At 71.3% G+C, this 23,896-nt stretch carries 22 protein-coding genes, 7 tRNA genes and 2 pseudogenes; 21 read left to right on the top strand and 10 right to left on the bottom strand.

What is annotated here, in order from left to right:
• Window positions 1-45 precede the first annotated feature (45 nt).
• The gene (gene cobA, locus LE548_RS19650) at window positions 46-1,278 is read left to right on the top strand and encodes a uroporphyrinogen-III C-methyltransferase (RefSeq protein WP_225098195.1); all 1,233 of its coding nucleotides are present in this window, start codon (window positions 46-48) and stop codon (window positions 1,276-1,278) included.
• A gap of 88 nt (window positions 1,279-1,366) precedes the next feature.
• Window positions 1,367-2,185, top strand: coding sequence for an RNA methyltransferase (locus tag LE548_RS19645; protein WP_225098194.1), 819 nt, complete (start codon window positions 1,367-1,369; stop codon window positions 2,183-2,185).
• Window positions 2,186-2,204: 19 nt separating this feature from the next.
• Here LE548_RS19645 and LE548_RS19640 read toward each other — a convergent pair whose 3' ends face one another.
• Window positions 2,205-3,617: a serine/threonine-protein kinase gene (locus LE548_RS19640; protein ID WP_225098193.1), complete on the bottom strand. Its 1,413-nt coding sequence runs from the start codon at window positions 3,615-3,617 to the stop codon at window positions 2,205-2,207.
• Between the two features lie 598 nt (window positions 3,618-4,215).
• Between LE548_RS19640 and LE548_RS19635 the strand changes: the two genes are divergently transcribed.
• The gene (locus tag LE548_RS19635) at window positions 4,216-4,392 is read left to right on the top strand and encodes a hypothetical protein (protein ID WP_225098192.1); all 177 of its coding nucleotides are present in this window, start codon (window positions 4,216-4,218) and stop codon (window positions 4,390-4,392) included.
• A 186-nt stretch (window positions 4,393-4,578) separates the two neighbouring features.
• Here the strand turns inward: LE548_RS19635 and LE548_RS19630 are convergent.
• The 5 genes from LE548_RS19630 to LE548_RS19610 form a co-directional block, all read right to left on the bottom strand.
• Window positions 4,579-4,650, bottom strand: a tRNA-Val gene (locus tag LE548_RS19630).
• A gap of 29 nt (window positions 4,651-4,679) precedes the next feature.
• Window positions 4,680-4,751: transfer RNA gene (locus LE548_RS19625), tRNA-Val, on the bottom strand.
• 46 nt (window positions 4,752-4,797) lie between these two features.
• A tRNA-Val gene (locus LE548_RS19620) sits at window positions 4,798-4,869 on the bottom strand.
• A gap of 1 nt (window position 4,870) precedes the next feature.
• Window positions 4,871-4,944 (bottom strand) — tRNA-Cys (locus LE548_RS19615).
• Window positions 4,945-4,982: 38 nt separating this feature from the next.
• Window positions 4,983-5,055, bottom strand: a tRNA-Gly gene (locus LE548_RS19610).
• A gap of 112 nt (window positions 5,056-5,167) precedes the next feature.
• Between LE548_RS19610 and LE548_RS19605 the strand changes: the two genes are divergently transcribed.
• The 3 genes from LE548_RS19605 to LE548_RS19595 all read left to right on the top strand — a co-directional run bounded on the left by LE548_RS19605 (window position 5,168) and on the right by LE548_RS19595 (window position 8,008).
• Window positions 5,168-6,289 carry a chorismate-binding protein gene (locus LE548_RS19605; RefSeq protein WP_263636327.1) on the top strand — a complete coding sequence of 374 codons (1,122 nt, stop codon included), beginning with the start codon at window positions 5,168-5,170 and terminating at the stop codon, window positions 6,287-6,289.
• Window positions 6,286-7,107, top strand: a complete 822-nt coding sequence (locus tag LE548_RS19600) for an aminotransferase class IV (RefSeq protein ID WP_225098190.1) — start codon at window positions 6,286-6,288, stop codon at window positions 7,105-7,107. Before LE548_RS19605 ends, LE548_RS19600 begins: the two co-directional genes overlap by 4 nt.
• A 76-nt stretch (window positions 7,108-7,183) precedes the next feature.
• Complete coding sequence (locus LE548_RS19595; protein WP_225098189.1) at window positions 7,184-8,008, top strand: GNAT family N-acetyltransferase; 825 nt, start codon at window positions 7,184-7,186, stop codon at window positions 8,006-8,008.
• Between the two features lie 34 nt (window positions 8,009-8,042).
• Here LE548_RS19595 and LE548_RS19590 read toward each other — a convergent pair whose 3' ends face one another.
• Window positions 8,043-8,567, bottom strand: coding sequence for a DsbA family protein (locus LE548_RS19590; protein ID WP_225098188.1), 525 nt, complete (start codon window positions 8,565-8,567; stop codon window positions 8,043-8,045).
• Window positions 8,568-8,814: 247 nt separating this feature from the next.
• On the opposite strand from LE548_RS19590, the gene LE548_RS19585 reads away from it, so the two are divergent.
• Together LE548_RS19585 and LE548_RS19580 are read left to right on the top strand one after the other, a co-directional pair.
• Complete coding sequence (locus LE548_RS19585; RefSeq protein ID WP_225098187.1) at window positions 8,815-9,261, top strand: hypothetical protein; 447 nt, start codon at window positions 8,815-8,817, stop codon at window positions 9,259-9,261.
• 208 nt (window positions 9,262-9,469) lie between these two features.
• On the top strand, window positions 9,470-9,622 hold the full coding sequence (locus tag LE548_RS19580) for a hypothetical protein (RefSeq protein ID WP_167361970.1): 153 nt from the start codon (window positions 9,470-9,472) through the stop codon (window positions 9,620-9,622).
• A gap of 105 nt (window positions 9,623-9,727) precedes the next feature.
• On the opposite strand, the gene LE548_RS19575 is transcribed toward LE548_RS19580, so the two are convergent.
• Entirely contained in the window at window positions 9,728-10,288 is a 561-nt protein-coding gene (locus tag LE548_RS19575; RefSeq protein ID WP_225098186.1) for a CGNR zinc finger domain-containing protein, read from the bottom strand.
• A gap of 299 nt (window positions 10,289-10,587) precedes the next feature.
• Complete coding sequence (locus LE548_RS19570; RefSeq protein ID WP_004002642.1) at window positions 10,588-11,001, bottom strand: SsgA family sporulation/cell division regulator; 414 nt, start codon at window positions 10,999-11,001, stop codon at window positions 10,588-10,590.
• Window positions 11,002-11,192: 191 nt separating this feature from the next.
• Between LE548_RS19570 and LE548_RS19565 the strand changes: the two genes are divergently transcribed.
• The 11 genes and pseudogenes from LE548_RS19565 (at window position 11,193) to LE548_RS19515 (ending at window position 21,056) form a co-directional block, all read left to right on the top strand.
• Window positions 11,193-11,684, top strand: a complete 492-nt coding sequence (locus tag LE548_RS19565) for a TIGR02611 family protein (protein WP_225098185.1) — start codon at window positions 11,193-11,195, stop codon at window positions 11,682-11,684.
• 84 nt (window positions 11,685-11,768) lie between these two features.
• A tRNA-Val gene (locus tag LE548_RS19560) sits at window positions 11,769-11,840 on the top strand.
• Between the two features lie 351 nt (window positions 11,841-12,191).
• Window positions 12,192-12,638, top strand: a pseudogene (locus tag LE548_RS19555) (alpha/beta fold hydrolase); the annotation flags it as partial.
• Between the two features lie 399 nt (window positions 12,639-13,037).
• Window positions 13,038-13,574, top strand: a pseudogene (locus tag LE548_RS19550) (alpha/beta fold hydrolase); the annotation flags it as partial.
• Between the two features lie 246 nt (window positions 13,575-13,820).
• Window positions 13,821-15,107, top strand: coding sequence for an extracellular solute-binding protein (locus LE548_RS19545; RefSeq protein ID WP_225098184.1), 1,287 nt, complete (start codon window positions 13,821-13,823; stop codon window positions 15,105-15,107).
• A gap of 11 nt (window positions 15,108-15,118) precedes the next feature.
• On the top strand, window positions 15,119-16,081 hold the full coding sequence (locus tag LE548_RS19540; protein WP_225098183.1) for a carbohydrate ABC transporter permease: 963 nt from the start codon (window positions 15,119-15,121) through the stop codon (window positions 16,079-16,081).
• The gene (locus LE548_RS19535) at window positions 16,078-16,956 is read left to right on the top strand and encodes a carbohydrate ABC transporter permease (RefSeq protein ID WP_225098182.1); all 879 of its coding nucleotides are present in this window, start codon (window positions 16,078-16,080) and stop codon (window positions 16,954-16,956) included. Before LE548_RS19540 ends, LE548_RS19535 begins: the two co-directional genes overlap by 4 nt.
• An 8-nt stretch (window positions 16,957-16,964) precedes the next feature.
• On the top strand, window positions 16,965-17,555 hold the full coding sequence (locus LE548_RS19530) for a hypothetical protein (RefSeq protein WP_225098181.1): 591 nt from the start codon (window positions 16,965-16,967) through the stop codon (window positions 17,553-17,555).
• Between the two features lie 79 nt (window positions 17,556-17,634).
• Window positions 17,635-20,370: a Tat pathway signal sequence domain protein gene (locus LE548_RS19525; RefSeq protein ID WP_225098180.1), complete on the top strand. Its 2,736-nt coding sequence runs from the start codon at window positions 17,635-17,637 to the stop codon at window positions 20,368-20,370.
• A gap of 128 nt (window positions 20,371-20,498) precedes the next feature.
• On the top strand, window positions 20,499-20,945 hold the full coding sequence (locus tag LE548_RS19520; protein WP_225098179.1) for an SRPBCC family protein: 447 nt from the start codon (window positions 20,499-20,501) through the stop codon (window positions 20,943-20,945).
• 39 nt (window positions 20,946-20,984) lie between these two features.
• Window positions 20,985-21,056: transfer RNA gene (locus LE548_RS19515), tRNA-Val, on the top strand.
• Between the two features lie 141 nt (window positions 21,057-21,197).
• On the opposite strand, the gene LE548_RS19510 is transcribed toward LE548_RS19515, so the two are convergent.
• A complete protein-coding gene (locus LE548_RS19510; RefSeq protein ID WP_225098178.1) occupies window positions 21,198-21,923 on the bottom strand; it encodes a 3'-5' exonuclease in 726 nt (241 codons plus the stop codon).
• Window positions 21,924-22,091: 168 nt separating this feature from the next.
• Between LE548_RS19510 and LE548_RS19505 the strand changes: the two genes are divergently transcribed.
• Both LE548_RS19505 and LE548_RS19500 read left to right on the top strand, forming a co-directional pair.
• The gene (locus LE548_RS19505; protein WP_225098177.1) at window positions 22,092-22,658 is read left to right on the top strand and encodes a DUF4365 domain-containing protein; all 567 of its coding nucleotides are present in this window, start codon (window positions 22,092-22,094) and stop codon (window positions 22,656-22,658) included.
• On the top strand, window positions 22,655-23,896 hold the full coding sequence (locus tag LE548_RS19500; protein ID WP_225098176.1) for a hypothetical protein: 1,242 nt from the start codon (window positions 22,655-22,657) through the stop codon (window positions 23,894-23,896). Before LE548_RS19505 ends, LE548_RS19500 begins: the two co-directional genes overlap by 4 nt.

Here is a 23,896-nt window from a genome sequence, read left to right as displayed (position 1 = left end):
AATCCGCACGTCAGCGCCACCGCACAGCGACCGGAGGACGCCCTCATGGCCGAACACCCCGCCTACCCCGTAGGCCTCCGCCTCTCCGGCCGCCGCGTGGTCGTCCTCGGCGGCGGCCAGGTGGCCCAGCGCCGCCTCCCCGCCCTCCTCGCGGCCGGCGCGGACATCGTTCTCGTGTCCCCGGCAGCGACCCCCTCCGTCGAGGCCATGGCGGACGCGGGGGAGATCACCTGGGCCAGGCGGCCCTACCAGGAGGGCGACCTCGCCGAGGCCTGGTACGCCCTCATCGCCACCAGCGACCCCGAGACCAACACCGCCGCCTCCGCCGAAGCGGAGCGCCACCGCGTCTGGTGCGTCCGCTCCGACGACGCCGACCAGGCCACCGCCTGGACCCCGGCGACCGGGCACAGCGAGGGCGTCACCGTCGCCGTCCTCACCACGGACGCGCGCGGCCGCGACCCCCGCCACACCGCGGCCATCCGCGACGCGGTGGTGGAAGGCCTGCGCGACGGCACCCTGGTGGCACCCCACCACCGCACCCGCACCCCCGGCGTCGCCCTGGTCGGCGGCGGCCCCGGCGACCCCGACCTGATCACGGTCCGCGGCCGCCGGCTCCTCGCCGAGGCGGACGTCGTCATCGCCGACCGGCTCGGCCCGCGCGACCTGCTCGCCGAACTCCCGCCGCACGTCGAGGTGATCGACGCGGCGAAGATCCCGTACGGCCGGTACATGGCCCAGGAGGCCATCAACAACGCGCTGATCGAGCACGCCAAGCAGGGCAAGTCGGTCGTCCGGCTCAAGGGTGGCGACCCGTATGTCTTCGGGCGGGGCATGGAGGAGGTCCAGGCGCTCGCCGAGGCCGGCATCGCGTGCACGGTCGTCCCCGGCATCTCCAGCTCGATCTCGGTGCCCGGCGCGGCCGGCATCCCGGTCACTCACCGGGGCGTCGCCCATGAGTTCACGGTCGTCAGCGGCCATGTGGCTCCCGACGACGAGCGCTCCCTGGTCGACTGGCCGTCGCTGGCGAAGCTCACCGGCACCCTCGTGATCCTGATGGGCGTCGACAAGATCGGGAAGATCGCCGAGACGCTCGTCGCGCACGGCAAGTCGCCGGACACCCCCGTCGCCCTGGTCCAGGAAGGTACGACGGCCGCGCAGCGCCGGGTCGACGCCACCCTCGCCACGGTCGCCGAGACCGTGCGCACCGAGGACGTGAAGCCCCCGGCGGTCATCGTGATCGGCGCGGTCGTCCAGGTCGGCCCGGCGCCCGTCGCGTGACCATTCTCGGCTTGATCACGCGTAACCCGGGGTAACGCACCCCTTCCCAGCCGTTGGCAGCACACCCAGGACAAGGCAGTATCACCCTGTGGCCGATCTCATCACCGTCGAGGATCCCGACGACCCGCGTCTCGCCGACTACACGGGTCTGACCGATGTCGAACTGCGGCGCAAGCGCGAGCCCGCCGAGGGCCTGTTCATCGCCGAGGGCGAGAAGGTCATCCGCAGGGCCAAGGAAGCGGGCTACGAGATGCGCTCCATGCTGCTCTCGGCCAAGTGGATCGACGTCATGCGCGACGTCATCGACGAACTTCCGGCCCCGGTCTACGCCGTGCGCCCCGAGCTCGCCGAACAGGTCACCGGCTACCACGTGCACCGCGGCGCCCTCGCCTCCATGCAGCGCAAGCCGCTGCCCACGGCCGGCGAACTGCTGCGCTCCGCACGCCGGGTCGTGATCATGGAGTCGGTGAACGATCACACGAACATCGGCGCGATCTTCAGATCGGCCGCGGCTCTCGGCATGGACGCGGTGCTGCTGTCGCCCGACTGTGCCGACCCGCTGTACCGGCGGAGCGTCAAGGTCTCCATGGGCGCCGTGTTCTCGGTGCCGTACGCCCGGCTGGAGACCTGGCCGAAGGGGCTGGAGTCGGTCCGCGAGGCCGGCTTCACGCTCCTCGCGCTCACCCCGGACGACAAGGCCCGCACCCTCGACGAGGCCGCCCCGCACACGATGGACCGGGTCGCCCTGATGCTCGGCGCCGAGGGCGACGGGCTCTCCACCCAAGCCCTGGTCGCCGCCGACGAATGGGTCCGCATCCCGATGTCCCACGGCGTCGACTCGCTCAACGTGGGCGCGGCCGCGGCGGTGGCGTTCTACGCGGTCGCCACCGGCCGCCCGGCATCCTGACGGCCGCTCCGCGCGCCGCTCACCCGACGGAGCCGCGCTCCGGCGTCGCCATGTACAGATCCTCCGCCGGGCCCCCGGCGCGCGGCGACTGGTGCAGCGTCTGAGCCTGCCGGTGTACGCCGCCGTCGCCGCCGAGTCCGCGCGCCGGGCCCTGGCAGCCCTGGGCCAGCGCGATGCCGAGCGCCACGAGCAGCGTCACCACCACGAACACGAACAGCCGCTGCCGCAGCAGCCGCGGATTGGCCGGCCGCCGCCCCGTACCCGCCGTACGCTGCGCCGGCCGCCCGGAACCGCCGCGCGGAGCGGGCCGGTTCCCACTGCCCGAGCGCGGGCCGCCGCCGCGCGGAGCCGGCGTCGGCCGGGCCGCACCCGGCCGCGCGCCGGCACCCGTACCGCGCGCACCGCTGCCGCCCCGCGAGGGGACCCCGCCCCGCACCGGCGCGCCACCGCCCCGGGAGGGGACACCACCCCGCGGCAGCGGGGTGCCCGGAGCGGTACGCCGCTGGGTGCGCTGCTGCTCGGGGTAGGTGTCGACGAGCCGTCCCGTGGGCCGGTCCGCCTCCGCGGCCCGCGGCGCGGGCGGCCGTACGACGCCGTCCAGGCCCTGCGCCTCACGGGCGGCGATCTCCTTCAGCCGCAGCGACAGCTGCAGGGTGCTGGGCCGCTCGTCGGGGTCCTTCGCCAGACAGGCCCGCACCAGCGGGGCGAGCGCGTCCGGTACGCCGTGCAGCTGCGGTTCCTCGTGCACCACCCGGTACAGCATCACCTCGGAACTGCCGTGCCCGAAGGGTGAGTCGCCGGTGGAGGCGTAGGCGAGGGTCGCGCCGAGGGAGAAGACGTCCGTGGCGGGCGTGACGGCCGCGCCGCGCACCTGCTCGGGCGCGAGGAAGCCGGGGGAGCCGACCGCCGTACCGACGTGGGTGAGGGTGGAGGCACCGGTGGCCCAGGCGATGCCGAAGTCGATGATCCGCGGTCCCTTGGGGGACAGCAGGATGTTGGAGGGCTTCAGGTCCCGGTGGACGACCCCGGCCTCGTGCACCGCGACCAGGCCCTCGGACAGGGCCGCACCGATCGCCGCGGCGTCGGCCGCGCCGAGCGGGCCCTCGTCGGCGACCTTGTCGTGCAGGGACGGGCCGGGTACGTACTGGGTGGCGAACCAGGGGCGCTCGGCCTCCAGATCCGCGGCGACCAGCCGGGCCGTACAGCCGCCCCTGATCCGCCGGGCCGCCGAGACCTCACGGGCGAACCGCGACCGGAACTCCTGGTCCTCCGCCAGATCGGGCCGGATCACCTTCAGCGCGACCCGCTGCCCCTTCTTGTCGGAGCCGAGGTAGACCACGCCCATTCCGCCCGCGCCGAGCCGTCGGTGAAGCCTGAAAGAGCCGACGACGCGCGGGTCCTCGCGCCTCAGGCGCATCATCGCCATGTTCATCCCCGCTGCCCGGTCCCTGTGACGTGGCACAGCTTACGTTTCCACGGCCGTCGGCGCGCAGAGGCCGCGCCCTCCGCCCCGAACGGATTGCGCGGACCGCCCACCCGATGTGAAACACGGTCAGCAACCCTCGCTGTGCCGTGCCCTTGAGCACACTGAGCCATCAACCAGTGGCCGGGGAGCGGACGTTGACGCCTGATGAGGCCAGGTGGCGCAGGTCCGCACACCCGCCCGACGGCCACCGCGGGTGGGCCGGAGGACCGGTCACCGGAACGACCGTGAGGGGGACACGACAGCCCTCGGGCCCGCCGCCGGAGTGATCGAAGTCACGTCTTCCGCCCCCGGCGCTCCGGAAATGACGGATACGGCGGACGCCCCCTCCGGGAAGACCCCGAGACCCGCACCGGCGTCTCCACCCAGGGGAGTACGTCCCAGGTCAAGGCTCATCCTCCGGGAGGCCCGGCAATCGGTACGAAGGCATGACGACCGCTGCGGGCCGCGCGCCTAGATTTGAGGACAAGCGGCGGGTGCAGCACTCGTCCCCCGAGGTCAGACACCCGCCGCTCCGAGGACAACCGAATCGGTCAGGAGAGGGACCATGGCCCACACGGCACCGCGACGCACCACGTTCGCCCCCCGCCGCACGGGTCGCCGCCACCCCTTGGTGGCGACGCTCATGGCCCTTCCTCTGGCGGCCCTGCTCCTGATCGTCTTCCACGGTTGGGACACAGTGGCCACACAGGCGTCGTCCGTGGGTGTGATGCTGGGGCGCTGAGCGGCGACCCCAGGCCCGGAAGAGCGGTCCGGGCGGGGACATCCATCCAGGAAACCCCGTGGGGACGGGGGTGCGGCGGACGGCACAAAATGCCGGCGCAGCTGGGGAGCTGCGCCGGCATTGCGCCGTTCATGGGCCTGTCGAAGAAGCCCCGGCCGTACGAGACGGCCGGGGCTTTCCGGTATGTGGACGATACTGGGATTGAACCAGTGACCTCTTCCGTGTCAGGGAAGCGCTCTCCCGCTGAGCTAATCGTCCGCGGGCTGTGACGTGGCAGTCACAGTCAGTGCGCGATACTGGGATTGAACCAGTGACCTCTTCCGTGTCAGGGAAGCGCTCTCCCGCTGAGCTAATCGCGCGGGGAGGATCTTCGAGAAGATCCGCAAGATCTCCGAGGAGATCCAGTGGACGATACTGGGATTGAACCAGTGACCTCTTCCGTGTCAGGGAAGCGCTCTCCCGCTGAGCTAATCGTCCTTGGAGGTGGAGACGGGATTTGAACCCGTGTAGACGGCTTTGCAGGCCGTTGCCTCGCCTCTCGGCCACTCCACCAGGAGTGTAGGGGATCGGGATGACCCCTTCTTCCTTCGAGCGGACGACGAGGCTCGAACTCGCGACCTCAACCTTGGCAAGGTTGCGCTCTACCAACTGAGCTACGTCCGCCTGTCGTTTCGGTCCGCTTCCGCGTCCCGGCGACGTGTTGAACTCTAGCGGATTCCCGGGCCAGTACAAAAACGCGTTTGCGCAGCGTGCTGCGGTGCGCCCGATGGACGACATGGTCAGGGCCGCCTCGGGGACATCCCGGAGCCACCCGTCGGACACCCGACCTAGACTCGATCGCGTGCCTCACCACCCTTCCCGGCTCCCTGCTCTGGCCCGCTTCGGCGACCGCGTCGCCACCGGTCTGCTGGACGTCACCAGCGATCCGGCCGCCCTGGACTCGGACGGCTTCTGGGCCGTCTGCGCGGACTTCGAAGGCCGCCTGACCTGCGCCCGCTTCGCGGACGTACGCACGGAGCCGGTGCCCGCGCCGGTGCCGGGCGGCTGGCGGGGTCCGGCGGCAGGGGAGTGGACCTCCTCCCTGGACCACGGCGCCTACACGGCGGCCGTCCGCCGCATCCGCGAGCACATAGCCGCCGGCGAGGTCTACCAGGCCAACCTCTGCCGGGTGCTCAGCGCGCCCGTGGCCCCCGACGCCGACGTGGACGCCCTGACCGCCCTGCTGGCCCGCGGCAACCCCGCGCCGTACGCGGGGACGATCCGGCTGCCGGAGCACGGCGTGGAGATCGCCACCGCCTCGCCCGAGCTCTTCCTGCGCCGGGAGGGGCGAGTCGTCGAGAGCGGGCCCATCAAGGGCACCGGGCGCACGGAGGCGGACCTCCTGGAGAAGGACTACGCCGAGAACGTGATGATCGTGGACCTGGTACGCAACGACATCGGGCGCGTGTGCGCGACCGGCAGTGTGACCGTCCCCGACCTGTGCGCCGTGGAGAAGCACCCCGGCCTGGTCCACCTGGTCTCCACGGTCCGCGGCGAACTGCGCGACGGGTCGGGCTGGCCCGACCTCCTCGCCGCCGCCTTCCCGCCCGGCTCGGTGACCGGCGCGCCGAAATCGAGCGCCCTCAGGATCATCGAGGCCCTGGAGGCCGCCCCGCGCGGGCCGTACTGCGGCGGCATCGGCTGGGTCGACGCCGACCGGGGCGCGGGCGAGCTGGCCGTCGGCATCCGCACCTTCTGGCTCGACCGCGCCGAAGGGGTCCTGCGCTTCGGCACCGGCGCCGGCATCACCTGGGGATCCGACCCCGAGGGGGAGTGGCGGGAGACCGAGCTGAAGGCGTCCCGGCTGCTCGCGGTAGCGTCGGGGACGTACGAGGCGAGTGGAGGGGTGTGCACATGAGGATCTGGCTGGACGGCGGGCTGCGGGACCTGGAGTCCGCCCGCGTCTCCGTCTTCGACCACGGGCTGACCGTCGGCGACGGCATCTTCGAGACGGTGAAGGCGGTCGACGGCAGGGTGTTCGCGCTCACCCGGCACCTGGACCGGCTGACCCGCTCGGCCCGGGGCCTCGGCTTGCCCGACCCCGATCACGAGGAGATCCGCGAGGCCTGCGCGGCCGTCCTGGAGGCCAACCCGATGCCGCTCGGCCGGCTGCGGATCACCTATACCGGCGGCCACGGCCCGCTCGGCTCCGACCGCGGCGAGCACGGCCCGACCCTCGTGGTCGCCCTCGGCGCGACCACCCGCCGTCCGGACACCACCGCCGTGATCACCGTCCCCTGGACGCGCAACGAACGCGGCGCCCTGACCGGCCTGAAGACCACCTCGTACGCGGAGAACGTCGTCGCCCTGGCCCGCGCCCACCAACACGGCGCCTCCGAGGCGCTGTTCGGCAACACGGTCGGGCAGCTCTGCGAGGGCACCGGGTCCAACGTCTTCGTCGTCCTGGACGGCGAGATCCACACCCCGCCGGTCGCCTCCGGCTGTCTGCCCGGCATCACCCGTGCCCTGGCGGTCGAGTGGACCGGCGCCAAGGAGACCGATCTGCCGCTGGACGTCCTGGAGCGGGCCGACGAGATCTTCCTGACCTCCACCCTGCGGGACATCCAGGCCGTGCACCGCGTCGACGACCGCGAACTGCCCGGTGCACCGGGCCCGGTGACCGCCAAGGCGATGCGGATCTTCGACGAGCACGCCGGCGAGGACCTGGACCCCTGAGCCGGGCCCGTGGCTTCTGCCGCAGGCCCGGGAAAACGGGCTGACTCGGCGGCCGGTCGCGGGTAGAACACCTGTGATGACCACGACCCTGCGGCCGGTCGAGCCGCTTCAGCAACATCCGGACGGCACGCGGTCCCGCCGCTATCAGGTCTGCGTGAACAGCCGTCCCGTCGGCGAGATCCACCTCGGCACGTCCTCCTCCCTCGGCGACTCGGTGGCGCGCATCAGCGAGCTGTGGATCGCCGAGCCCGACCGGCGGCGCGGCCGGGCCACGGTGGCCGCGCTCGCCGCCGAGGAGGTGGCACGCGGCTGGGGCTGCACCCAGATCGAGGCCGTCGTCCCCGCCTCGGCGGACATCGCCCTGCGGCTGTTCGGCACCCTCGGCTACACCGTGCGCAACCGCGGCATGGAGAAGCGCCTCGGCACCACCCCGCCCGAGCTGCCACCGGGCAATCGTGCGCGGCCCATGACCACCGACGAGTTCGACGCGTGGTACGCGTACGAGAGCGAGGAGTACGCGCGCATGTGGATCCAGCACGGTGTCCCCGAGGCCGCGGCCTACGCCAAGTCCCGCCGTGACCATGAGAGGCTGCTGCCGCACGGTCTGGCGACGGACGGCATGCTCTTCAGCGTCCTGGAGCACGAAGGGGTCCGGGTGGGCGTTCTGTGGGTGGCCCTCCAGGACGACAAGGCGTACGTGTTCGACGTCGAGACCGATGGGGAGCAGCGCGGCAAGGGGCACGGTCGTACGCTCATGCTGCTGGCGGAGCGCCAGGCGGCCGACGCCGGACGGGCGCTCCTCGGCCTCAACGTGCACGCGGGCAACACCCCGGCGGAGCGGCTGTACGAGTCGCTCGGGTACAAGACGACGGCCAGCTCCCTGTTCAAGCCCCTGCTGTAGCGCTCCAAGTCCGCTGCTGTCCCTGCTGTCGCGGTCAGGCGTCCCGCTCGGCGAGGAGCCGGTCGGCGATCTCCTCGACGCGCTCGCGCAGGCCCTCCTGGCTCTTGCCGCCGTCGAGGCGTTCGCCGCCGATGACATACGTGGGGGTGCCGGTCACACCGATCGCCTTGCCCTCGGCCTGGTCGGCGTCCACGATCAGGATGTGCCGGCCGTCGATCAGGGCCGTGTCGAACTCCTCGGCGTCCAGCCCGAGTTCACGGGCCACCTCGACCAGGAAGGGTTCTCCCTGACGGTCCAGCTCCTCGACCCGCCCCAGTACGGCCTCCACGTACGGCCAGCCCCGGCCCTGTGCCAGGGCCTCCTCGGCGGCCTGGGCGGCGGCGAAGGAGTGCTTGTGCTTCTCCAGCGGGAAGTGCCGCAGCCGCAGCTCCAGCCGGTCGCCGTAGCGGGCGCGCAGGGCGCGGACGTCGTCCAGCGCGGTACGGCAGTCGGGGCACTGCAGCTCGCACCAGACATCGAGCACGGGGACGTCGGCGGGTGCGGGGGAGGAGTCGCTCATGCCGCCCAGTCTTCCAGGCCGGGGCCCGCCGACCCAATCGGGACCGTACGGCCTCGACGGGATCGTCGGGACCGTACGGCACTCCAGGAGGAGGCGACCCGGAGATGTCCCTGATGTCCGCCGGGGGCATGGCTTCGCGGGCACGGGGCGGGGCAGGATGGAAGGGACGAAGCGCGCCATCGCCGCATGCCGCTTCTTCGCGTTCGTGTGTCCCACTTCCACCCGACCGAGCCGCCAGGAGGACCGGATGATTGCCGAGACCGTCTGCTCCGCCGTGTCCGCGGCGGGCCTGGGCATCGCGGTGGTGACGGCCTACCGCAAGCGTTTCCTGTCGGCGGCCCGCATCGCGGCCTACTCGCTGGTGCCGGTCGGCCTGGTGATGACGGGCGTCGTCGGCTGGGTCTCCGACACCGCCTTCAGTCCCGTCGCCTGGGCGGGCTTCGGCGTGCTGGGCGCGGCCTGGCTGCTCTTCGCGAGCACCCGCGCCGTCGAGCGCCGGCGCGGCGGCACCCGGGCCGGGCGCAGAGCGGCCCGGAGCGGTGAGACCGGAGCGGCCGTGGCCCCGACGGCCTCCGCGCCCTCCCTGGGCCCGGGGACCCGCCCGGCGACCGGATCCGCCACCGCCCCGCGTGCCGGCGGCGCCACCGAGGACTTCAGCGACATCGAGGCCATCCTCAAGAAGCACGGCATATGACAGCCGCATAGCGGGTGCGGCGGCATAACGGCACGTCCGCGGCCACATCGGCCCCGGACCGAAACGACACAGTGCGTCATGAGCGCGTCCGGATCCGTTCACAACCCGAAGCAAGACGGACGAGACGGCGCGGAATCCGGCAACTCTCGCATATCGATGGCATGGTGATCGCGTACAGGCCTCCTCCTGCGCCATGATCTGCCGCGAGATGCTGGACACGACAGAGAGCGAGGCCGCGCCGCCGAAGGACGAGCCGCGCGGGTGCCTCTTCGCCCTATCCCAGCCACCGCTGATGATCTTCCTTGCGGTGATCGGGTGTCTGCTCCTCATGGCTGCGCTGCACGACCTGCTGTTGCTGTGAGCCGTACACGTCCGTCCCGGCGCCACCCGCCGGGACCGACGTCGCCCAGGGTGTGTTCAGGCGTCTCGTGCGCGCGCGAATCCCGGCGCCGCGCTGTCGCTGCCGTCAGCCGGTCGCTTCCTTGCGCCGGGCCCGGTAGGCGGCCACGTGCAGCCGGTTTCCGCAGGTGCGGCTGTCGCAGTAGCGGCGCGAGCGGTTGCGGGACAGGTCCACGAAGGCACGCCGGCAGTCCGGCGCCTCACAGCGCCGCAGCCGCTCCTGCTCCCCGGCCACCACGAAGAAGGCGAGCGCCATGCCGCAGTCGGCGGCGAGATGGTCGGCCACGGAGGCGCCGGGCGCGAAGTAGTGCACATGCCAGTCGTAGCCGTCGTGGTCCGTCAGCTGCGGGGTGGTGCCGGCCGCGGCCACCAGCTCGTTGATCAGCCCGGCGGCGGAGCGGGGGTCCGGAGCCGCGAAGATCGCCGCGAACCGCCCCCGGACCCTGCGCACCGCCGAGAGGTCGAACTCCGACAGCACGCCGACGTCGCTCATCTCGTGCTTTCGTACGAAATCCGCGAGCGCAGGGACATCGGGCAGTCCCTCCGCCGCCGCGCCGTCCTCCGGCGCGGTGTTCACCAGATCGACCACGGTGTCGAGGGCGCACCGGGTGTCGTGGGTGATCAGCACGTTTCGCTCCCTGGCCTGGGGGGTCGGGCGACGCCCGCCGATGCTGGCCGATGGTAGCGACATCCGCGCCCGCCGCATCGGCCTCTTCCCGACTCCTGTCGCCGGGAGAACGCCTCCGCGCCCGGCGCGGTTCCCGGACCGTCCGGCTCCGGCCCGCCCTCCGGCGGAGCGGGCACAGGCCGACGCCGCCCCCGTGAACGCTCACGGTGACGGCGCCGGGCTATGCCGTATGCGGTTGTCTGTGGCCCGCGCCGTCTCCCCGAGTGGACGGCGCCGGGCTGCTCTCGCGGGGCCGCGGCCTAGCTCTCCGCCAGGATGTGCGACAGCTCCTGATCCAGGTCGAAGTGCCGGTGTTCCGTGCCGGGCGGCACGGCGGCGTCGGTTCGCTTCAGGAAGGACTCCAGAGCCCGCGCCGGGGCTTCCAGCAGGGCCTCCCCCTCCGGGGAGCTGAGGGCGATGCACACGACGCCCTGACCATGACTGCGCGACGGCCAGACACGGACGTCGCCGGTGCCGGTGGGCCGATGCAGCCCTTCGGCGAGGAGGTCGCGGGCGAACACCCACTCGACGGTCTCCTCGGCTCCGGTGTGGAAGGTGGCGTGCACGGCGTAGGGGTCGGCCGTGTCGTACCGCAGGCCTGCGGGGACAGGCAGGGAGGACTCGCTCGACACAACGAGGCGCAGGTGCAGCTCGCAGCTGACCGTGGTGTTCATAAGCGCCAGGGCCTTTCGCTCAGTGTGCGCTCGGGGATTCGCACGTCGGCGAAATCGACATGCCACCTACGGTGCCGTTGTAAACCCCTCTGAGGGTTTTGCGTGTCTTTACGTAACTCTTCCGGCCGAGAACTCGTACCGGATCTACGACCATTTCAGTGACTGGATTCACTCCGGTAGGGTTTGTCTGTATGAATACGGGGAGTGACGACCGGAGCGAGGTCGCCATGGCAACGGACAAGGCAGCGGCGGACGAGGCACAGGCCGACCGGGAGGGGCCGGTACAGGACGCTGGGCGGGCGGCCGGTGGCGGGCTCGGTTCCCGGGCGCCGGAGTTCGTCAAGGCGCGCCGGGTGCTGCATCTGAGCTGGCAGGTCGGCGTCTTCGTGGTCGGCCTCGCGGTCGTGGTCGCCGGCGTCGTCATGCTGCCGCTGCCGGGACCCGGCTGGGTGGTGATCTTCGGCGGCATGGCGATCTGGGCGACCGAGTTCGTCTGGGCCCAGCTCGTGCTCCGCTGGACCAAACGCAAGGTCACGGAGGCGGCCCAGCGGGCCCTCGACCCCAAGGTGCGCCGCCGTAACCTCACGCTGACCGCGATGGGGCTGACGATCGTCGTGGCGCTGGCCGGGATCTACCTGGGGAGGTACGGCCTCGTCATGCCGTGGAAGATCAACACGGAGTGAGCCCGCCCCGTCGCCCGGGCGGCCCACCGACCCGTCCCGTGGTCGGAGGCACCCCTGACATGGGGTAATGTTCTTCCTGCGCCCGGGCGATTAGCTCAGTGGGAGAGCGCTTCGTTCACACCGAAGAGGTCACTGGTTCGAACCCAGTATCGCCCACCCGGACCGACGGCCCACCTGCGAAACAGCAGGTGGGCCGTCGGCGTATGCGCCCACATCCGGCACCGGCCGAGGACGCCTGATTTGCCGAACCGGCAACAAACCTCGTGCACGGCGGACGGCTCACAGGACCATCGGGACCGGCGCCCCGATCACAGGCTCGGCGCGCACGACTCCCGCGATCACAGGCTCGGCGAGCACCGCTTCAGCGATCAGTGGCTCGGCGATCGCGGGGCCGGTCGCAGAAGCTCCGTCGCAAAAGCTCCATCGCAAAAGCTCCGTTGCAAAAGCTCCGCCGAGAAGCCCCGCCCACCCCGCGTACATCACTCCCGTCCCCCTCCTGGAGCCCCGATGCCGCAGTTCTCCATCCCCGGCCCCACCCACCGCCTGGTCCCCTCGCCGGCCGGGCGTGTCCACCTCGTGGAACAGGGCCGAGGCCCGCTGGTGCTGCTGGTAAACGGCTTCCCGGAGTCCTGGTACTCCTGGCGCCACCAGATGCCGGCGCTGGCCGCCGCCGGCTACCGCGCGGTGGCCGTCGACGTCCGGGGGTACGGCCGTACCTCCAAGCCCGCGGCCGTGGCGGAGTACCGGATGCTCGGCCTGGTCGCCGACAACGTCGCCGTGGTGGAGGCCCTGGGGGAGGAGTCCGCGGTCGTCGTCGGGCACGACTGGGGCGCGACGATCGCCGCCACGTCCGCCCTGACCAGGCCGGACGTGTTCCACGCCGTGGGCCTCCTGGGCGTCCCGTACGCCCCACCGGGCGGCCCGCGCCCCAGCGAGATCTTCGCGCGGATGAGCGGGAACCGCGCCGACAGCGGCAATGGTGTCCACGGCGGGGGAGGTAGTGCTGCGGAGAGCGGTGGCAGCGATGCCGGAGGCGACGGCGGATCCTCCGGCGGCCACGGAGCCGGCGGCGACAGGGGCACTGACGCCGAGGGCGGTGGCGCCGGTGGCACGGCCGATGACCCCGCGATGAGTGGCGCAGCCGCGGGCGAGCGCGGGAGCGGTGGCGCCAAGGGCGGCAGCCGATGTGCCGACGGTCACGGGAACGGCGGTGGCAAGAGTGCCGGCGAAGGCAGCCGAGCCGCCGGTGGCCATGGGACGGGCGGCGACGGGGACGCCATGGACGCCGTGGGAGTCAGCGCGGGTGGGCCGCCCGGGCCGGAGGCCGAGGAGGCCTCGGTGCCTTCGGCGTCCGACGAGTTCTACGTTTCGTACTTTCAGCAGCCCGGCCGGGCCGAGGCGGAGATCGAGCCGGATGTGCGCGGCTGGCTCGCCGGCTTCTACGCGGCGCTGTCCGCGGACACCATGCCCGGACCCGGCGCCCCCGACCCGCACTTTGTCGCCCGCGGCGGCACCCTGCGCGAACGCTTCCCCGCCGGCCGGCTCCCGGCCTGGCTGAGTGAGCGTGACCTCGACGTCCTCGCCGGGGAGTTCGAACGGACCGGTCTGACGGGAGCCCTCAATCGTTACCGGAACATGGACCGGGACTGGGCCGACCTGGCCGGTTACGCCGGCGCCCCGGTCACGCAGCCGTCGTTGTTCATCGGCGGCGCCCTGGACGCCTCGCTCGCCTGGCTGGCCGACGCTGTCGAGGCGTTCCCCGAGACCCTGCCGGGTCTCCTCGGCTCGCACATCCTCGGCGGATGCGGCCACTTCGTCCAGCAGAAACGCCCCGAGGAGACGAACCGGATCCTCCTCGACTGGCTCGCTGCCCTGCCCGGCCGCGCCTGAGCGCCGCTCCACCTCGACCCACCCCACCCACCGAAGCCCGCCGCCCCTCCCCTCTGTTCGGCCCGCCGACCACACTCTCCTCACCTGCGCCAACCCCCAACAGCCCACCCCTGCCCGTGTGTCGCCCGCAAGAAAATCCTGTCCGAATCATTGACGCACCCCGGGCCCCTCCGTAACTTGTGCCAGCAAGCGCTTACTTGAAACGATTCATGACGGCGGCGACGACGCTGCGGGGAGGGCCCGACTGTGGGAACCAGCAGGAATCTTGAGAGGCGTACGATCCTGAAGGCGGCCGGGGCGTCGGCGGCCGCGCTCGGGCTGACCGCGGTGACCGGCTGCGGCAGCGGAAGTGGTTCCGGGGACGGGACGGTGACGATCCGTTACTCCTGGTGGGGTGCCGAGGAGCGGGCCAAGAAGATCAACCAGACCATCGCGCTCTTCGAGAAGAAGTTCCCGAAGATCAAGGTCAAGACCGACTTTCAGACGTACCAGTCGTTCTGGGAGAAGTTCCAGACACAGGCCGCCGGCGGAAATCCCCCGGACGTTTTCCAGAACGCCGTCGGTTTTCTCCGGAAGTACGACAAGCGCGGAATTCTGCTGGACCTCAACTCCCAGGTGAAAGCAAGCAATCTGAGCCTGGATCACTTCCGGGACGGCGTCACGAAGGTCGGCGAGGTCGACGGCAAGCAGCTCGGCATTCCGGTCGGCTCCAACAGCATGGCGCTCGTCATCGACAAGAAGGTCTTCCAGAAGGCGGGCGTCGAGCCGCACGCCGGCTGGACCTGGGAGGACTACTTCAAGGCGCTGAAGACGATCCACGACAGGACGAAGGTCCCCGGGGACACCGGCTACTTCACGATCATGTATCTCTACGACCTCTACCTCCGCCAGAACGGCAAGGCGTTCTTCACCAAGGACGGACTCGGTTTCGACCAGGCCGATCTGACGGAGTGGTGGACGGACGGCTACAACCGCGTCAAGGCCGGCATCGTCACCGACCCGAAGATCGTCGAGCAGGACAAGCCCAAGTCCTCGCTCTCCGCCGGACACGGAGCCTCCGAGTTCACCTGGGACAACTTCACCGTCCGCTACACGTCGGAGGGCAGCAGCACCTACGGCCTCGCCCCGATCCCGACCACGGACGGCAAGCAGACCGGCCAGTACCTGGCCTCCCTGATGCTCAGCGCCTCCGCGCACACCTCCCATCCCAAGGAGGTCGCGCAGTTCATCGACTTCATGGTCCACGACCCCCAGGTCGGCACGATCATGGGCTACGACCGCGGCATCCTGGCGAGCACCGAGCAGTACGAGGCGTTCAAGCCGACCGACCCGGTCAACAAGGAGATCGCGCAGTACGAGGCCGACACCGCCAAGGCGGGGGTCCTCGGCACGATCACCCCGCACCCCTCCGGTGCCGACACCATCGAGGCCGCCTTCCTGCGCATCGGCGGTGACCTCGGCCAGGGCAAGACGAAGGTCTCGGACGCGGTGAAGCAGTTCTTCACCGAGTCCGACGCCGCGTTCCAGGCCTGATGGGACCTGCCGTGACGCTCGTCAAGGACTCCCTGCCCGCGTCCCGCAAGACGCGTTCGGCCGCCTCCGCCACCACGGGGCGGCGGCCCGGCCGCCGGCGTGAGAACCTCGCCGGCTACCTCTTCATGTCCCCGTGGATCGCGGGCTTCCTGCTGCTGACCGCGGGCCCGATGGTCGCCTCGCTGTACTTCGCGTTCACCGACTACAACCTCTTCAACGCCCCGAAGTGGGTCGGGCTCGACAACTTCACCAAGATGTTCCACGACCCCCGCTGGCAGAAGTCGGTGGAGGTCACGGCGAAGTACGTGATCATCGGCACCCCGCTGAAGCTGCTGCTCGCCCTCGGGGTGGCTCTCCTGCTCTCCCAGAGCCGCCGCGGCCAGGCCTTCTACCGGGCCGCCTTCTACGCCCCTTCGCTCATCGGCGCGAGTGTGTCCGTCGGCTTCGTCTGGCGGTCGCTGTTCTCCGACGGCGCGATCGTGGACCGTACCCAGTCCTTCTTCGGCTGGCACGTCGGCGGCTGGGTCGGCAACGCCGACTGGGTGCTGTACTGCCTGGTCGCCCTCACCGTCTGGCAGTTCGGCGCGCCCATGGTCATCTTCCTGGCGGGCCTGAAGCAGGTCCCGAGGGAGCTCTACGAGGCCGCGGAGATGGACGGCGCCGGACCCTTCCGGAAGTTCTGGAGCATCACCCTCCCCATGATCTCCCCGGTGCTCTTCTTCAACGTGCTCCTGGAGACCATCCACTCCTTCCAGATCTTCGGCTCGGCCTACGTCGTCTCCAACACCTACTGCGGCCCGGCCGACGCCACGCTCGTCTACACCTGCTACCTGTACCAGCAGGGCTTCAAGAACGCCCAGATGGGCCTCGCCTCCGCCATGGCCTGGATGCTGCTGCTCGCCGTGGCCCTGGTGACGGCCGTCCTCTTCTGGTCCCAGAAGAAGTGGGTGCACTACGAGGAGGACGCCCGATGAGCGCCACCACCGGCAAGCCCCTCGGCGGCGGACTGTCCCGCAAGCGCACCGGCTCCCTCGCCTGGCACCTCGGCGCCCTGCTGATCCTGGCGGTCATCCTCTACCCGGTCGTCTGGGTGATCGGCGCCTCCTTCAAGCCCAGCAAGGACATCATCAACAGCCTCACGCTGTTCCCGTCCCACCCGATCCTGAGCAACTTCAAGGGCCTCGCCGACGGCATCGCGGACATTCAGATCTGGACGTTCTTCCAGAACTCGCTCTTCTACGCCGGCGGTGCCGTCGTCGGCGTGCTCCTCTCCTGCTCGCTGACCGCGTACGCCTTCGCCCGCATCCGGTTCGCCGGCCGCAACGTGCTCTTCTCGCTGATGATCGGCACGCTGCTGCTGCCGTACCACGTGCTGCTGATCCCGCAGTACGTGATGTTCCAGAAGCTGGGCTGGGTCAACACCTACGTCCCGCTGCTGATCGGCAAGTATCTGGCCACGGAGGCCTTCTTCGTCTTCCTCATGGTGCAGTTCATGCGGAACCTGCCCAAGGAACTCGACGAGGCCGCCCGCCTCGACGGCTGCGGGCATCTGCGCATCTACTGGTCGATCGTGCTGCCGCTGTCCCGGCCCGCGCTCATCACCAGCGCGATCTTCACCTTCATCAACGCCTGGAACGACTTCATGGGCCCGCTGATCTACCTCAACGAGCCAGGCAAGTACACGGTCTCGCTGGGCCTGATGATGTTCCGCGACTCCGACGGCGTGGCCGCCAACTACGGCGGGATGATCGCGATGTCCCTGGTCGCGCTGCTGCCCGTGCTGCTGTTCTTCCTCGCCTTCCAGCGGTATCTGATCGACGGGATGGCGACCTCCGGACTGAAGGGGTGAGGCGCGCCATGGCCCAGGCTCGGGTGAAGCCACGCCGGGAGTCCGTCTTCGCGGAGCGGTTCGCCGTCTTCGCCGAGTGCCTGCTGACCGGCGTGTGGATCGCGGTGGCCTCCCTGGGGGTCGTCACCTACCCGGCCGCGTTCGCCGCGGGCGCCCGGCATCTGCGCCGGTGCACCGGCCACCAGGCCGGCGGCCGGCGGGAGTTCGCCGCAGACTTCCGGGCCGCCCTGCGCGGCGGCTGGGCGGTCGGGCTCGCCGGCTGGGTGGCCGCGGCCCTGGCCTGGCTGGACGTCCAGGCCGTACGGGCCGGGCTGCCCGGCGGGCCGCTGGTGGGGGCCGTAGGACTGTTCGCGCTCCTCGGGGTCGCGGTCGCCGGGCTGCGCGCGGCGGCCGTCTGGGCGCCGGGCACTCCCTGGCGGGGCCTGCTCGCCGACGCCGGCCGGCGTACGGTCCTCGACCCGGCCGGATCCTTCCTGCTCGTCGGCGGAGCGGTTCTCACCTGCTGTTCCGCCCTGCTCATCGCCCCGCTGGCGGTGCCCGTGCTCGGGGCCGTCACGGCGGCTGCCGTCGCCGTGGAGGAGCGGTACCGGCGTCGCTGACCCGCCGCACGGCCGGCGCCCCGGGCGCCGCGCCTCTCTCTGTCATGCCCCTGACCAGCACATCTATGGAAGGAAGGCCATGTCTCCCATCCCCCGCAGGTCCCTCCTCAAGGCGGCCGCCGTCGCCGGAGCAGCCGCACAGTTCAGCTGGGCGCTGGGGGCCAAGGACGCCGAGGCCGCGCCGAGAGCCGCGGCCGGCGACGCCGACCCCGTGACCCTGGACTGGCTGGAGGACGGCGGCCTCGGCGCCGCGCCCGGCTCCACCGTCGGCGTGCCCTGGCCCATGGGCGCCTATCAGGAGGACCAGACCTTCGCGCTCACGGACGCCGCCGGCAAGGATGTCCCCGTCCAGACCTGGCCCCTCGCCTACTGGCCCGACGGATCGCTCAAGTGGACCGCCCACGCGGTGAGTTCGGGTGACGGCAAGCTCACGCTCACCGCCGGGACGCCCGCCGCACCCGACAAGAAGGTCACCGTCGACCGGAGCGGCGGCACCATCGACGTCTCCACCGGCGTCATCTCCGCGAGGATCGGCAAGAACGGCTCGACGATCGTCAAGTCCGTCACCCGGGGTTCGACGGAGATCGCCAGGAACGGGCGCCTCGTACTGATCCGGCAGCCCGAGGTCGAGGACGAGGACCAGGGCACGGTGAAGACCGAGCGCTTCGACGGTGCCATCGACTCCGTCACCGTCGAACAGGACGGCCCGGTCCGCGCCGTCGTCCGCATCGACGGCAAGCACCGCAAGGGCGACCGGAGCTGGCTGCCGTTCTCCCTGCGCCTGTACTTCTACGCCGGCGCCGACTCCTTCCGCATGGTGCACACCATCACCTACGACGGCACCCAGGAGCCCGGCAAGGCCTCCGGCGACTTCATCCGCGGGCTCGGCGTCCGGTTCAGCGTGCCGATGCGCGACGCGGCGTACGACCGGCACATCCGCCTCGGCGGCGAGGGCACCGGACTGCTCCGCGAGGCCGTCCAGGGCATCACCGGACTGCGCCGTGACCCGGGCGCCGCCGTACAGGCGGCCCAGTACGCGGGCCAGAAGCTGCCCGACCCGTCCACCTGGGACCAGCGGGTGACAACCCGGCTGCAGTACATCCCGCACTGGGGCGACTACACCCTCGCTCAGCTCTCCGCCGACGGCTTCACCCTCCGCAAGCGCACCAAGCAGGGCTACGGCTGGATCGCCGCCGGCGGCGGCAAGCGGGCCTCCGGCTTCGGCTACGTCGGCGGCGTGAGCGGCGGACTCTCCTTCGGCCTCAGGGACTTCTGGGAGAAGTTCCCCGCCCAGCTCGACATCCGCGACGCCCACACCGACGAGGCCACCGTCACCCTCTGGCTCTGGTCCCCCGAGGCCCAGCCCATGGACCTGCGCTTCTACCACGACGGCATGGGCCAGGACACCTACGCCAAGCAGCTCGAAGGCCTCAACATCACCTACGAGGACTACGAGCCGGAGTTCGGCACCCCCTACGGCATCGCCCGCACCTCCGAACTCCTCTTCTGGGCCAACGACGCCACCCCGGACGCCGACACCCTCGCCCAGCAGGTCGCGGCCGTACGCGTGCTGCCCCAGCTCGCCGCCCCACCCAAGCAGCTCATCAAGGCCAAGGTCTTCGGCCCCGGCCTGTTCTCCGAACCGGACCGCTCCACCGCCGCCAAGGCCAAGATCGAGGACCACCTCGACTTCCTCTTCACCTACTACAAGGACCAGGTGGAGCAACGCCGTTGGTACGGCTTCTGGGACTACGGCGACTTCATGCACACCTACGACACCGTGCGCCACCAGTGGCGGTACGACGTCGGCGGCTACGCCTGGGACAACTCCGAGCTCTCGCCCGACCTGTGGCTCTGGTACGCGTACCTCAGAAGCGGCCGCTCCGACCTGTTCCGCTTCGCCGAGGCGCTCACCCGGCACACCGGCGAGGTCGACGTCTACCACCTCGGCACATGGGCGGGCCTCGGCACCCGGCACGGCGTGCAGCACTTCGGCGACAGCGCCAAGCAGCAGCGCATCGCCAACACCACCTACCGCCGCTTCTACTACTTCCTCACCGGCGACGAACGCGTCGGCGACCTCATGCACGCCAACGTCGACTCCGACGAGACCTTCCTCGTCCTCGACCCCCAGCGCAAGGTCCGCACCACCCCCTACACCCCCGACCGGCACGCCCTGTCCATCGGCTTCGGCACGGACTGGAGCGGCCTGGTCTCGGCCTGGCTCACCGAGTGGGAGCGCAAGGGCCCCAAGTGGGAGAAGGCCAAGGCGCGCGTGCTGTCCACGATGCAGGGCATCGCCGCCCAGCCCAACGGCTTCGTCCAGGGCAGCGGGCTGTACGACCTCGACACCGGCAAGTTCGCCGTCGCCGCCACACCGGTCGTCTCGGTGTCCCACCTCTCGGCCGTCTTCGGCCTCAACGAACTGTGCGCCGAGCTGATCCACCTGGTCGACATGCCCGACTTCAAGAAGGTCTACCTGGACTACTGCCGCTACTTCAATGCCACCAAGGCCGAACAGAAGGCCCGCTACGGCTCCGACTTCGGCAGCCTGCTGCTCTTCCAGGGCCACTCGCGCCTCGACGCCTACGCCGCCGTACAGACCGGTGACGCAGCGCTCGCCAAGCGCGCCTGGACCAAGTTCTACAGCTCCGACGGCTACACCGAGTCCTCGCCGTGGACGACGGAGAAACTGACCGGACCGGTCGCCCTGGTCGAGGGCAGCGAGGCGGCCTGGGTGTCCAGCAACGACACCGCGCTCTACGGCCTCGCGGCCATCGAGAACCTGGCCCTGCTCGGCGACAGGATGCCGTAACCGGATCGGTTCTGGGGAGCGCCGTCGCACGGGCGGCGGCGCTCGCCTCCCGAGTGTGGCCCGCGCCACGGCCCGGCGCATGAGTACACGTACTCAGATCGCCGCCCCGGGCCGGGCAGACTCCCGCCATGGACTGGAACCGCTACCGCTTCCTCAGCCTGTGGTCCCTGCCCGCCCCGCCGGCGGCCGTGTACGCCGTACTGGAGCGGCCCGAGGACTATCCCCGCTGGTGGCCGCAGGTACGGGCGGTGACCCGGCTGGACGACTCCACCGGCGTCCTCACCATCAGGTCGGTCCTGCCGTACGCCATGACCTTCACCGCGCGCGAGACCCGTCACGACCCGGACGCCGGGGTCCTGGAGATCACCATGTCCGGCGACATCGAGGGCTGGGCCCGCTGGACGGTCACCGCCGACGGCCCGGGCAGTCTCGCGCGATACGAGCAGGTGGTGCACGTGAACAAGCCCCTGCTCCGGTGGCTGGCCGTGCCGGGGCGGCCGGTCTTCCGCGCCAACCACCGCCTGATGATGCGGTCCGGGCGGCGGGGACTGATGAGGCATCTCGAAGCGGTTTGAAGGATCGGCGCCTCGACCTGTATTGTTCAGTGCGTTCCCGGGCGATTAGCTCAGTGGGAGAGCGCTTCGTTCACACCGAAGAGGTCACTGGTTCGAACCCAGTATCGCCCACGCTCGCGAGAGCGACGTGTGTCCGCACCATACGCGGACCACGTCGCTCTCTTCGTTTTCTGCGCGGCTTCGCCGCGCGAAGTGGGGGCTCCGCCACCCACCCCCCGGCCCCGGTGCTGCCGCCGGCCGGAGCCGGCAGGCTCATGCCGCCGCCGGCAGCTCCGGCCTGAGCGGCCAGTCCGTGCTGACGATCTCCTCCGAGCCGCTGCGCGCGAACCACGCCTGGAGGCCGCGGGCCTGTGCCGCGTGCCAGCCGGTCTGGAGCGTGTGCAGCTCGGCGGGGGAGAGGCGCTCCAGCCGGGTCGCGAAACGGCGGCCCACCGCCCGTACGACCTCCAGAGCGGCCAGCGCGTCCGCCGCCGCGTCATGCGCGTCCTGCAGCTCCACGCCGTAGTGCGCGCACAGGTCGGTCAGTGTGCGGCGGCCCTTGCGGTACCGGTCCAGGTGCTTGTCCAGCACGCGCGGGTCCAGCACCCTGAGCGGCACCGATTCGAACCAGCGGTCCAGCGAGGACGCCCGGTGCCGGCGCAACTCCCGGTCCAGCAGCGTCAGATCGAACGGCGCGTTCATCACCACCAGCGGGCGGCCCATCGCCGCGTGCTCCGCCAGCTGCTCGGCTATCTCGTACATCACCGGCGCCGGCCAGCGGCCGTTGTGCTGGAGGTGCTCCTCCGTCAGCCCGTGCACCTCCGTCGCCGCCTCGGGCACCGGCACCCCCGGGTTCACCAGCCACCGGCAGATCCGGGGCCGGGTGCCCGGGGCGTCCTGGACGACGACTGCGGCCGACACGATCCGGTCGGTCTCGACGTCCACACCCGTCGTCTCCGTGTCGAAGGCCGCGAGCGGCCCCTCGTACCAGCTCGTCATCCGAACCCAACTCCTCGTTCACCCACCGCAGATGACGTTCCGTCTTCTGCCTGTTTGGTGATACCCGGGCCGTTTGCGCCGTACGCCGGGAGGAGACAACAGGAGTACGGGTCTTTGCAGTTCAGCGGCCCGCAGCGGGGACACTCATTGCCTGGAAGGCTGTTGGTCATGGCCATAGCGCAGCCCGAGCGGGGCGGGCTGCTGCCCGATCGCCCGGGCACCGTCCGCGGCACGCTCGCCACCACCGCCTGCATGGAGACACTGCAGGTCGGCTATCTGCACGCGGTCGCCGCCGCGGCGGGCTGCTCGCTGTCCCAGCCCTTTCCGGACAACGGCATCGACTGGCACGTCAGCCACAGCGCGCCCGGACACACCGTCGACGACGAGGTCACCATCAAGGTGCAGCTGAAGTGCACCTACCAGATCGCGCCGAACCCCCCGGGCCGCTCCTTCTCCTTCACCCTCGACAACGACCATCTGCGCAAGCTCGCCCGCACACCCGTCTCGGTGCACAAGATCCTGGTCGTCATGCTCGTCCCGCGCTCCCAGGACGACTGGCTGCGCGCCAGCCACGACCGGCTCGACCTGAGGCACTGCTGCTACTGGGTGAACCTCGCCGGCCACCCGGTCACCGGCCGGCACCGGACCACCGTGCGGATCCCGACCTCGCGCATCTTCGACGACCGGGCGCTGTGCGAGATCATGACGCGGGTCGGGACGGGAGGCAGGCCATGAGGAGCCGTCCGTACGAGGAGCTGCCCCGCCAGGTCCGGCCCCATCCCGACGATCCCGCCTGGCAGCAGCCCCCCGACCCCGCCCGGGTCGACCCCGCCGTGCTCGGCGCCCTGCTGCACCGGCACGGCTGGCAGCGCCGCGGCGGAGCCCCCGGACGCTACGGCCGCTGGACCCCGCCGGGACCGGGCGGCGGCGGGACCAGCCTGCTGGTGCCGGAGAGCCGTGCCTTCCCCGACAGCGACGACCTGCTGGGCGAGGCCCTCGACGCCCTCGCCCGCAGCGAGACCCCCGACGCGCGCGAGGTGCTGATCTCCCTCGCCGTGCCCAGCGACGAGATCCGCTGGTGGCGGGACACCCCGGGCGGACCCGTCGGCGCCGCGCCCTGGAGCGTGGACGAACAGCTGCGCGGCGCCGCACGGCAGATGCTCCTCGCCGCCGCGCTCGCCACCCGCGCGCGTGCCGGCTACCACGGCGCCCGCCACCGCCGCGCGGCAGCGGAGCTGCTGGAGGACGTCCTCGTCGGCCCCGCCGTCGAGGGCCGCACCCTCACCGCCTTCGCTCCCGTGCCCACCGGCCGCCCCCTCGCCGTCCGCCTCCACCAGGCCCTCTTCGCCGCCCGCGAGGCCATCGACTATCAGCGGGCCACCGGCGGCATGGACGCGTTCGACAGCGCGGTCGAAGCCGGGGTCAGCCGCGAGCTGACCGAGGCGCTGGCCGCGTTCGTCCACGGCACCGAAGGCGCCCGGATCGCCGTCGCCTGGGCCCCGGGCGCCGGCGTCCCCGAGGGCTGCGCGGCCTCCGCCGAGCCCGTCGAGTTCTCCCCGGGCGACCTGCCCGCACTGCGCGAGGCCGCGGCCCGCTATCTGCGCGAGGAACCCTCCGTGCCGGTCCGGATCACCGGCGCCGTGGTCCGCATGCGCCGCTCCGGGCCCGGCGGCGCGGGCACCGTACGGCTGCGCGTCCTCGCCGGTGCCGAGGTCCCGCACGTCCGCGTCACCCTGGACGAGGAGGACTACCGCATCGCCGGCCACGCCCATCTCGTCGGACTCCCGGTGCGCGTGCTCGGCCGGCTGGAGCGCCGGGGCGGTTTCCGCCGGCTCACCGGCGCCTCCGGGGTCGTACCCGTACACGTCGACGAGGCGGAGCGGGACCGGCTGATGAAGGCACTGCAGGAGCCCGCCGGGAAAGGTGCCTTCTTCGAGGAGGCCTGCGGGGAAGCGTACGGGGACGGGGACTGA

Source organism: Streptomyces sp. CoH27, assembly GCF_020181035.1.
GTDB classification, from domain to species: domain Bacteria; phylum Actinomycetota; class Actinomycetes; order Streptomycetales; family Streptomycetaceae; genus Streptomyces; species Streptomyces camelliae.
This window is presented reverse-complemented; position numbering and strand designations above follow the sequence as displayed.

Excerpts from the sequence above, each read along its gene's own strand:
- cobA (WP_225098195.1), top strand. The coding sequence starts at position 46 with ATGGCCGAACACCCCGCCTACCCCGTAGGCCTCCGCCTCTCCGGCCGC.
- LE548_RS19640 (WP_225098193.1), bottom strand. The coding sequence starts at position 3,617 with ATGAACATGGCGATGATGCGCCTGAGGCGCGAGGACCCGCGCGTCGTC.
- LE548_RS19635 (WP_225098192.1), top strand. The coding sequence starts at position 4,216 with ATGGCCCACACGGCACCGCGACGCACCACGTTCGCCCCCCGCCGCACG.
- LE548_RS19605 (WP_263636327.1), top strand. The coding sequence starts at position 5,168 with ATGGTCAGGGCCGCCTCGGGGACATCCCGGAGCCACCCGTCGGACACC.
- LE548_RS19600 (WP_225098190.1), top strand. The coding sequence starts at position 6,286 with ATGAGGATCTGGCTGGACGGCGGGCTGCGGGACCTGGAGTCCGCCCGC.
- LE548_RS19595 (WP_225098189.1), top strand. The coding sequence starts at position 7,184 with ATGACCACGACCCTGCGGCCGGTCGAGCCGCTTCAGCAACATCCGGAC.
- LE548_RS19590 (WP_225098188.1), bottom strand. The coding sequence starts at position 8,567 with ATGAGCGACTCCTCCCCCGCACCCGCCGACGTCCCCGTGCTCGATGTC.
- LE548_RS19585 (WP_225098187.1), top strand. The coding sequence starts at position 8,815 with ATGATTGCCGAGACCGTCTGCTCCGCCGTGTCCGCGGCGGGCCTGGGC.
- LE548_RS19580 (WP_167361970.1), top strand. The coding sequence starts at position 9,470 with ATGCTGGACACGACAGAGAGCGAGGCCGCGCCGCCGAAGGACGAGCCG.
- LE548_RS19570 (WP_004002642.1), bottom strand. The coding sequence starts at position 11,001 with ATGAACACCACGGTCAGCTGCGAGCTGCACCTGCGCCTCGTTGTGTCG.
- LE548_RS19565 (WP_225098185.1), top strand. The coding sequence starts at position 11,193 with ATGAATACGGGGAGTGACGACCGGAGCGAGGTCGCCATGGCAACGGAC.
- LE548_RS19535 (WP_225098182.1), top strand. The coding sequence starts at position 16,078 with ATGAGCGCCACCACCGGCAAGCCCCTCGGCGGCGGACTGTCCCGCAAG.
- LE548_RS19530 (WP_225098181.1), top strand. The coding sequence starts at position 16,965 with ATGGCCCAGGCTCGGGTGAAGCCACGCCGGGAGTCCGTCTTCGCGGAG.
- LE548_RS19525 (WP_225098180.1), top strand. The coding sequence starts at position 17,635 with ATGTCTCCCATCCCCCGCAGGTCCCTCCTCAAGGCGGCCGCCGTCGCC.
- LE548_RS19520 (WP_225098179.1), top strand. The coding sequence starts at position 20,499 with ATGGACTGGAACCGCTACCGCTTCCTCAGCCTGTGGTCCCTGCCCGCC.
- LE548_RS19510 (WP_225098178.1), bottom strand. The coding sequence starts at position 21,923 with ATGACGAGCTGGTACGAGGGGCCGCTCGCGGCCTTCGACACGGAGACG.
- LE548_RS19505 (WP_225098177.1), top strand. The coding sequence starts at position 22,092 with ATGGCCATAGCGCAGCCCGAGCGGGGCGGGCTGCTGCCCGATCGCCCG.
- LE548_RS19500 (WP_225098176.1), top strand. The coding sequence starts at position 22,655 with ATGAGGAGCCGTCCGTACGAGGAGCTGCCCCGCCAGGTCCGGCCCCAT.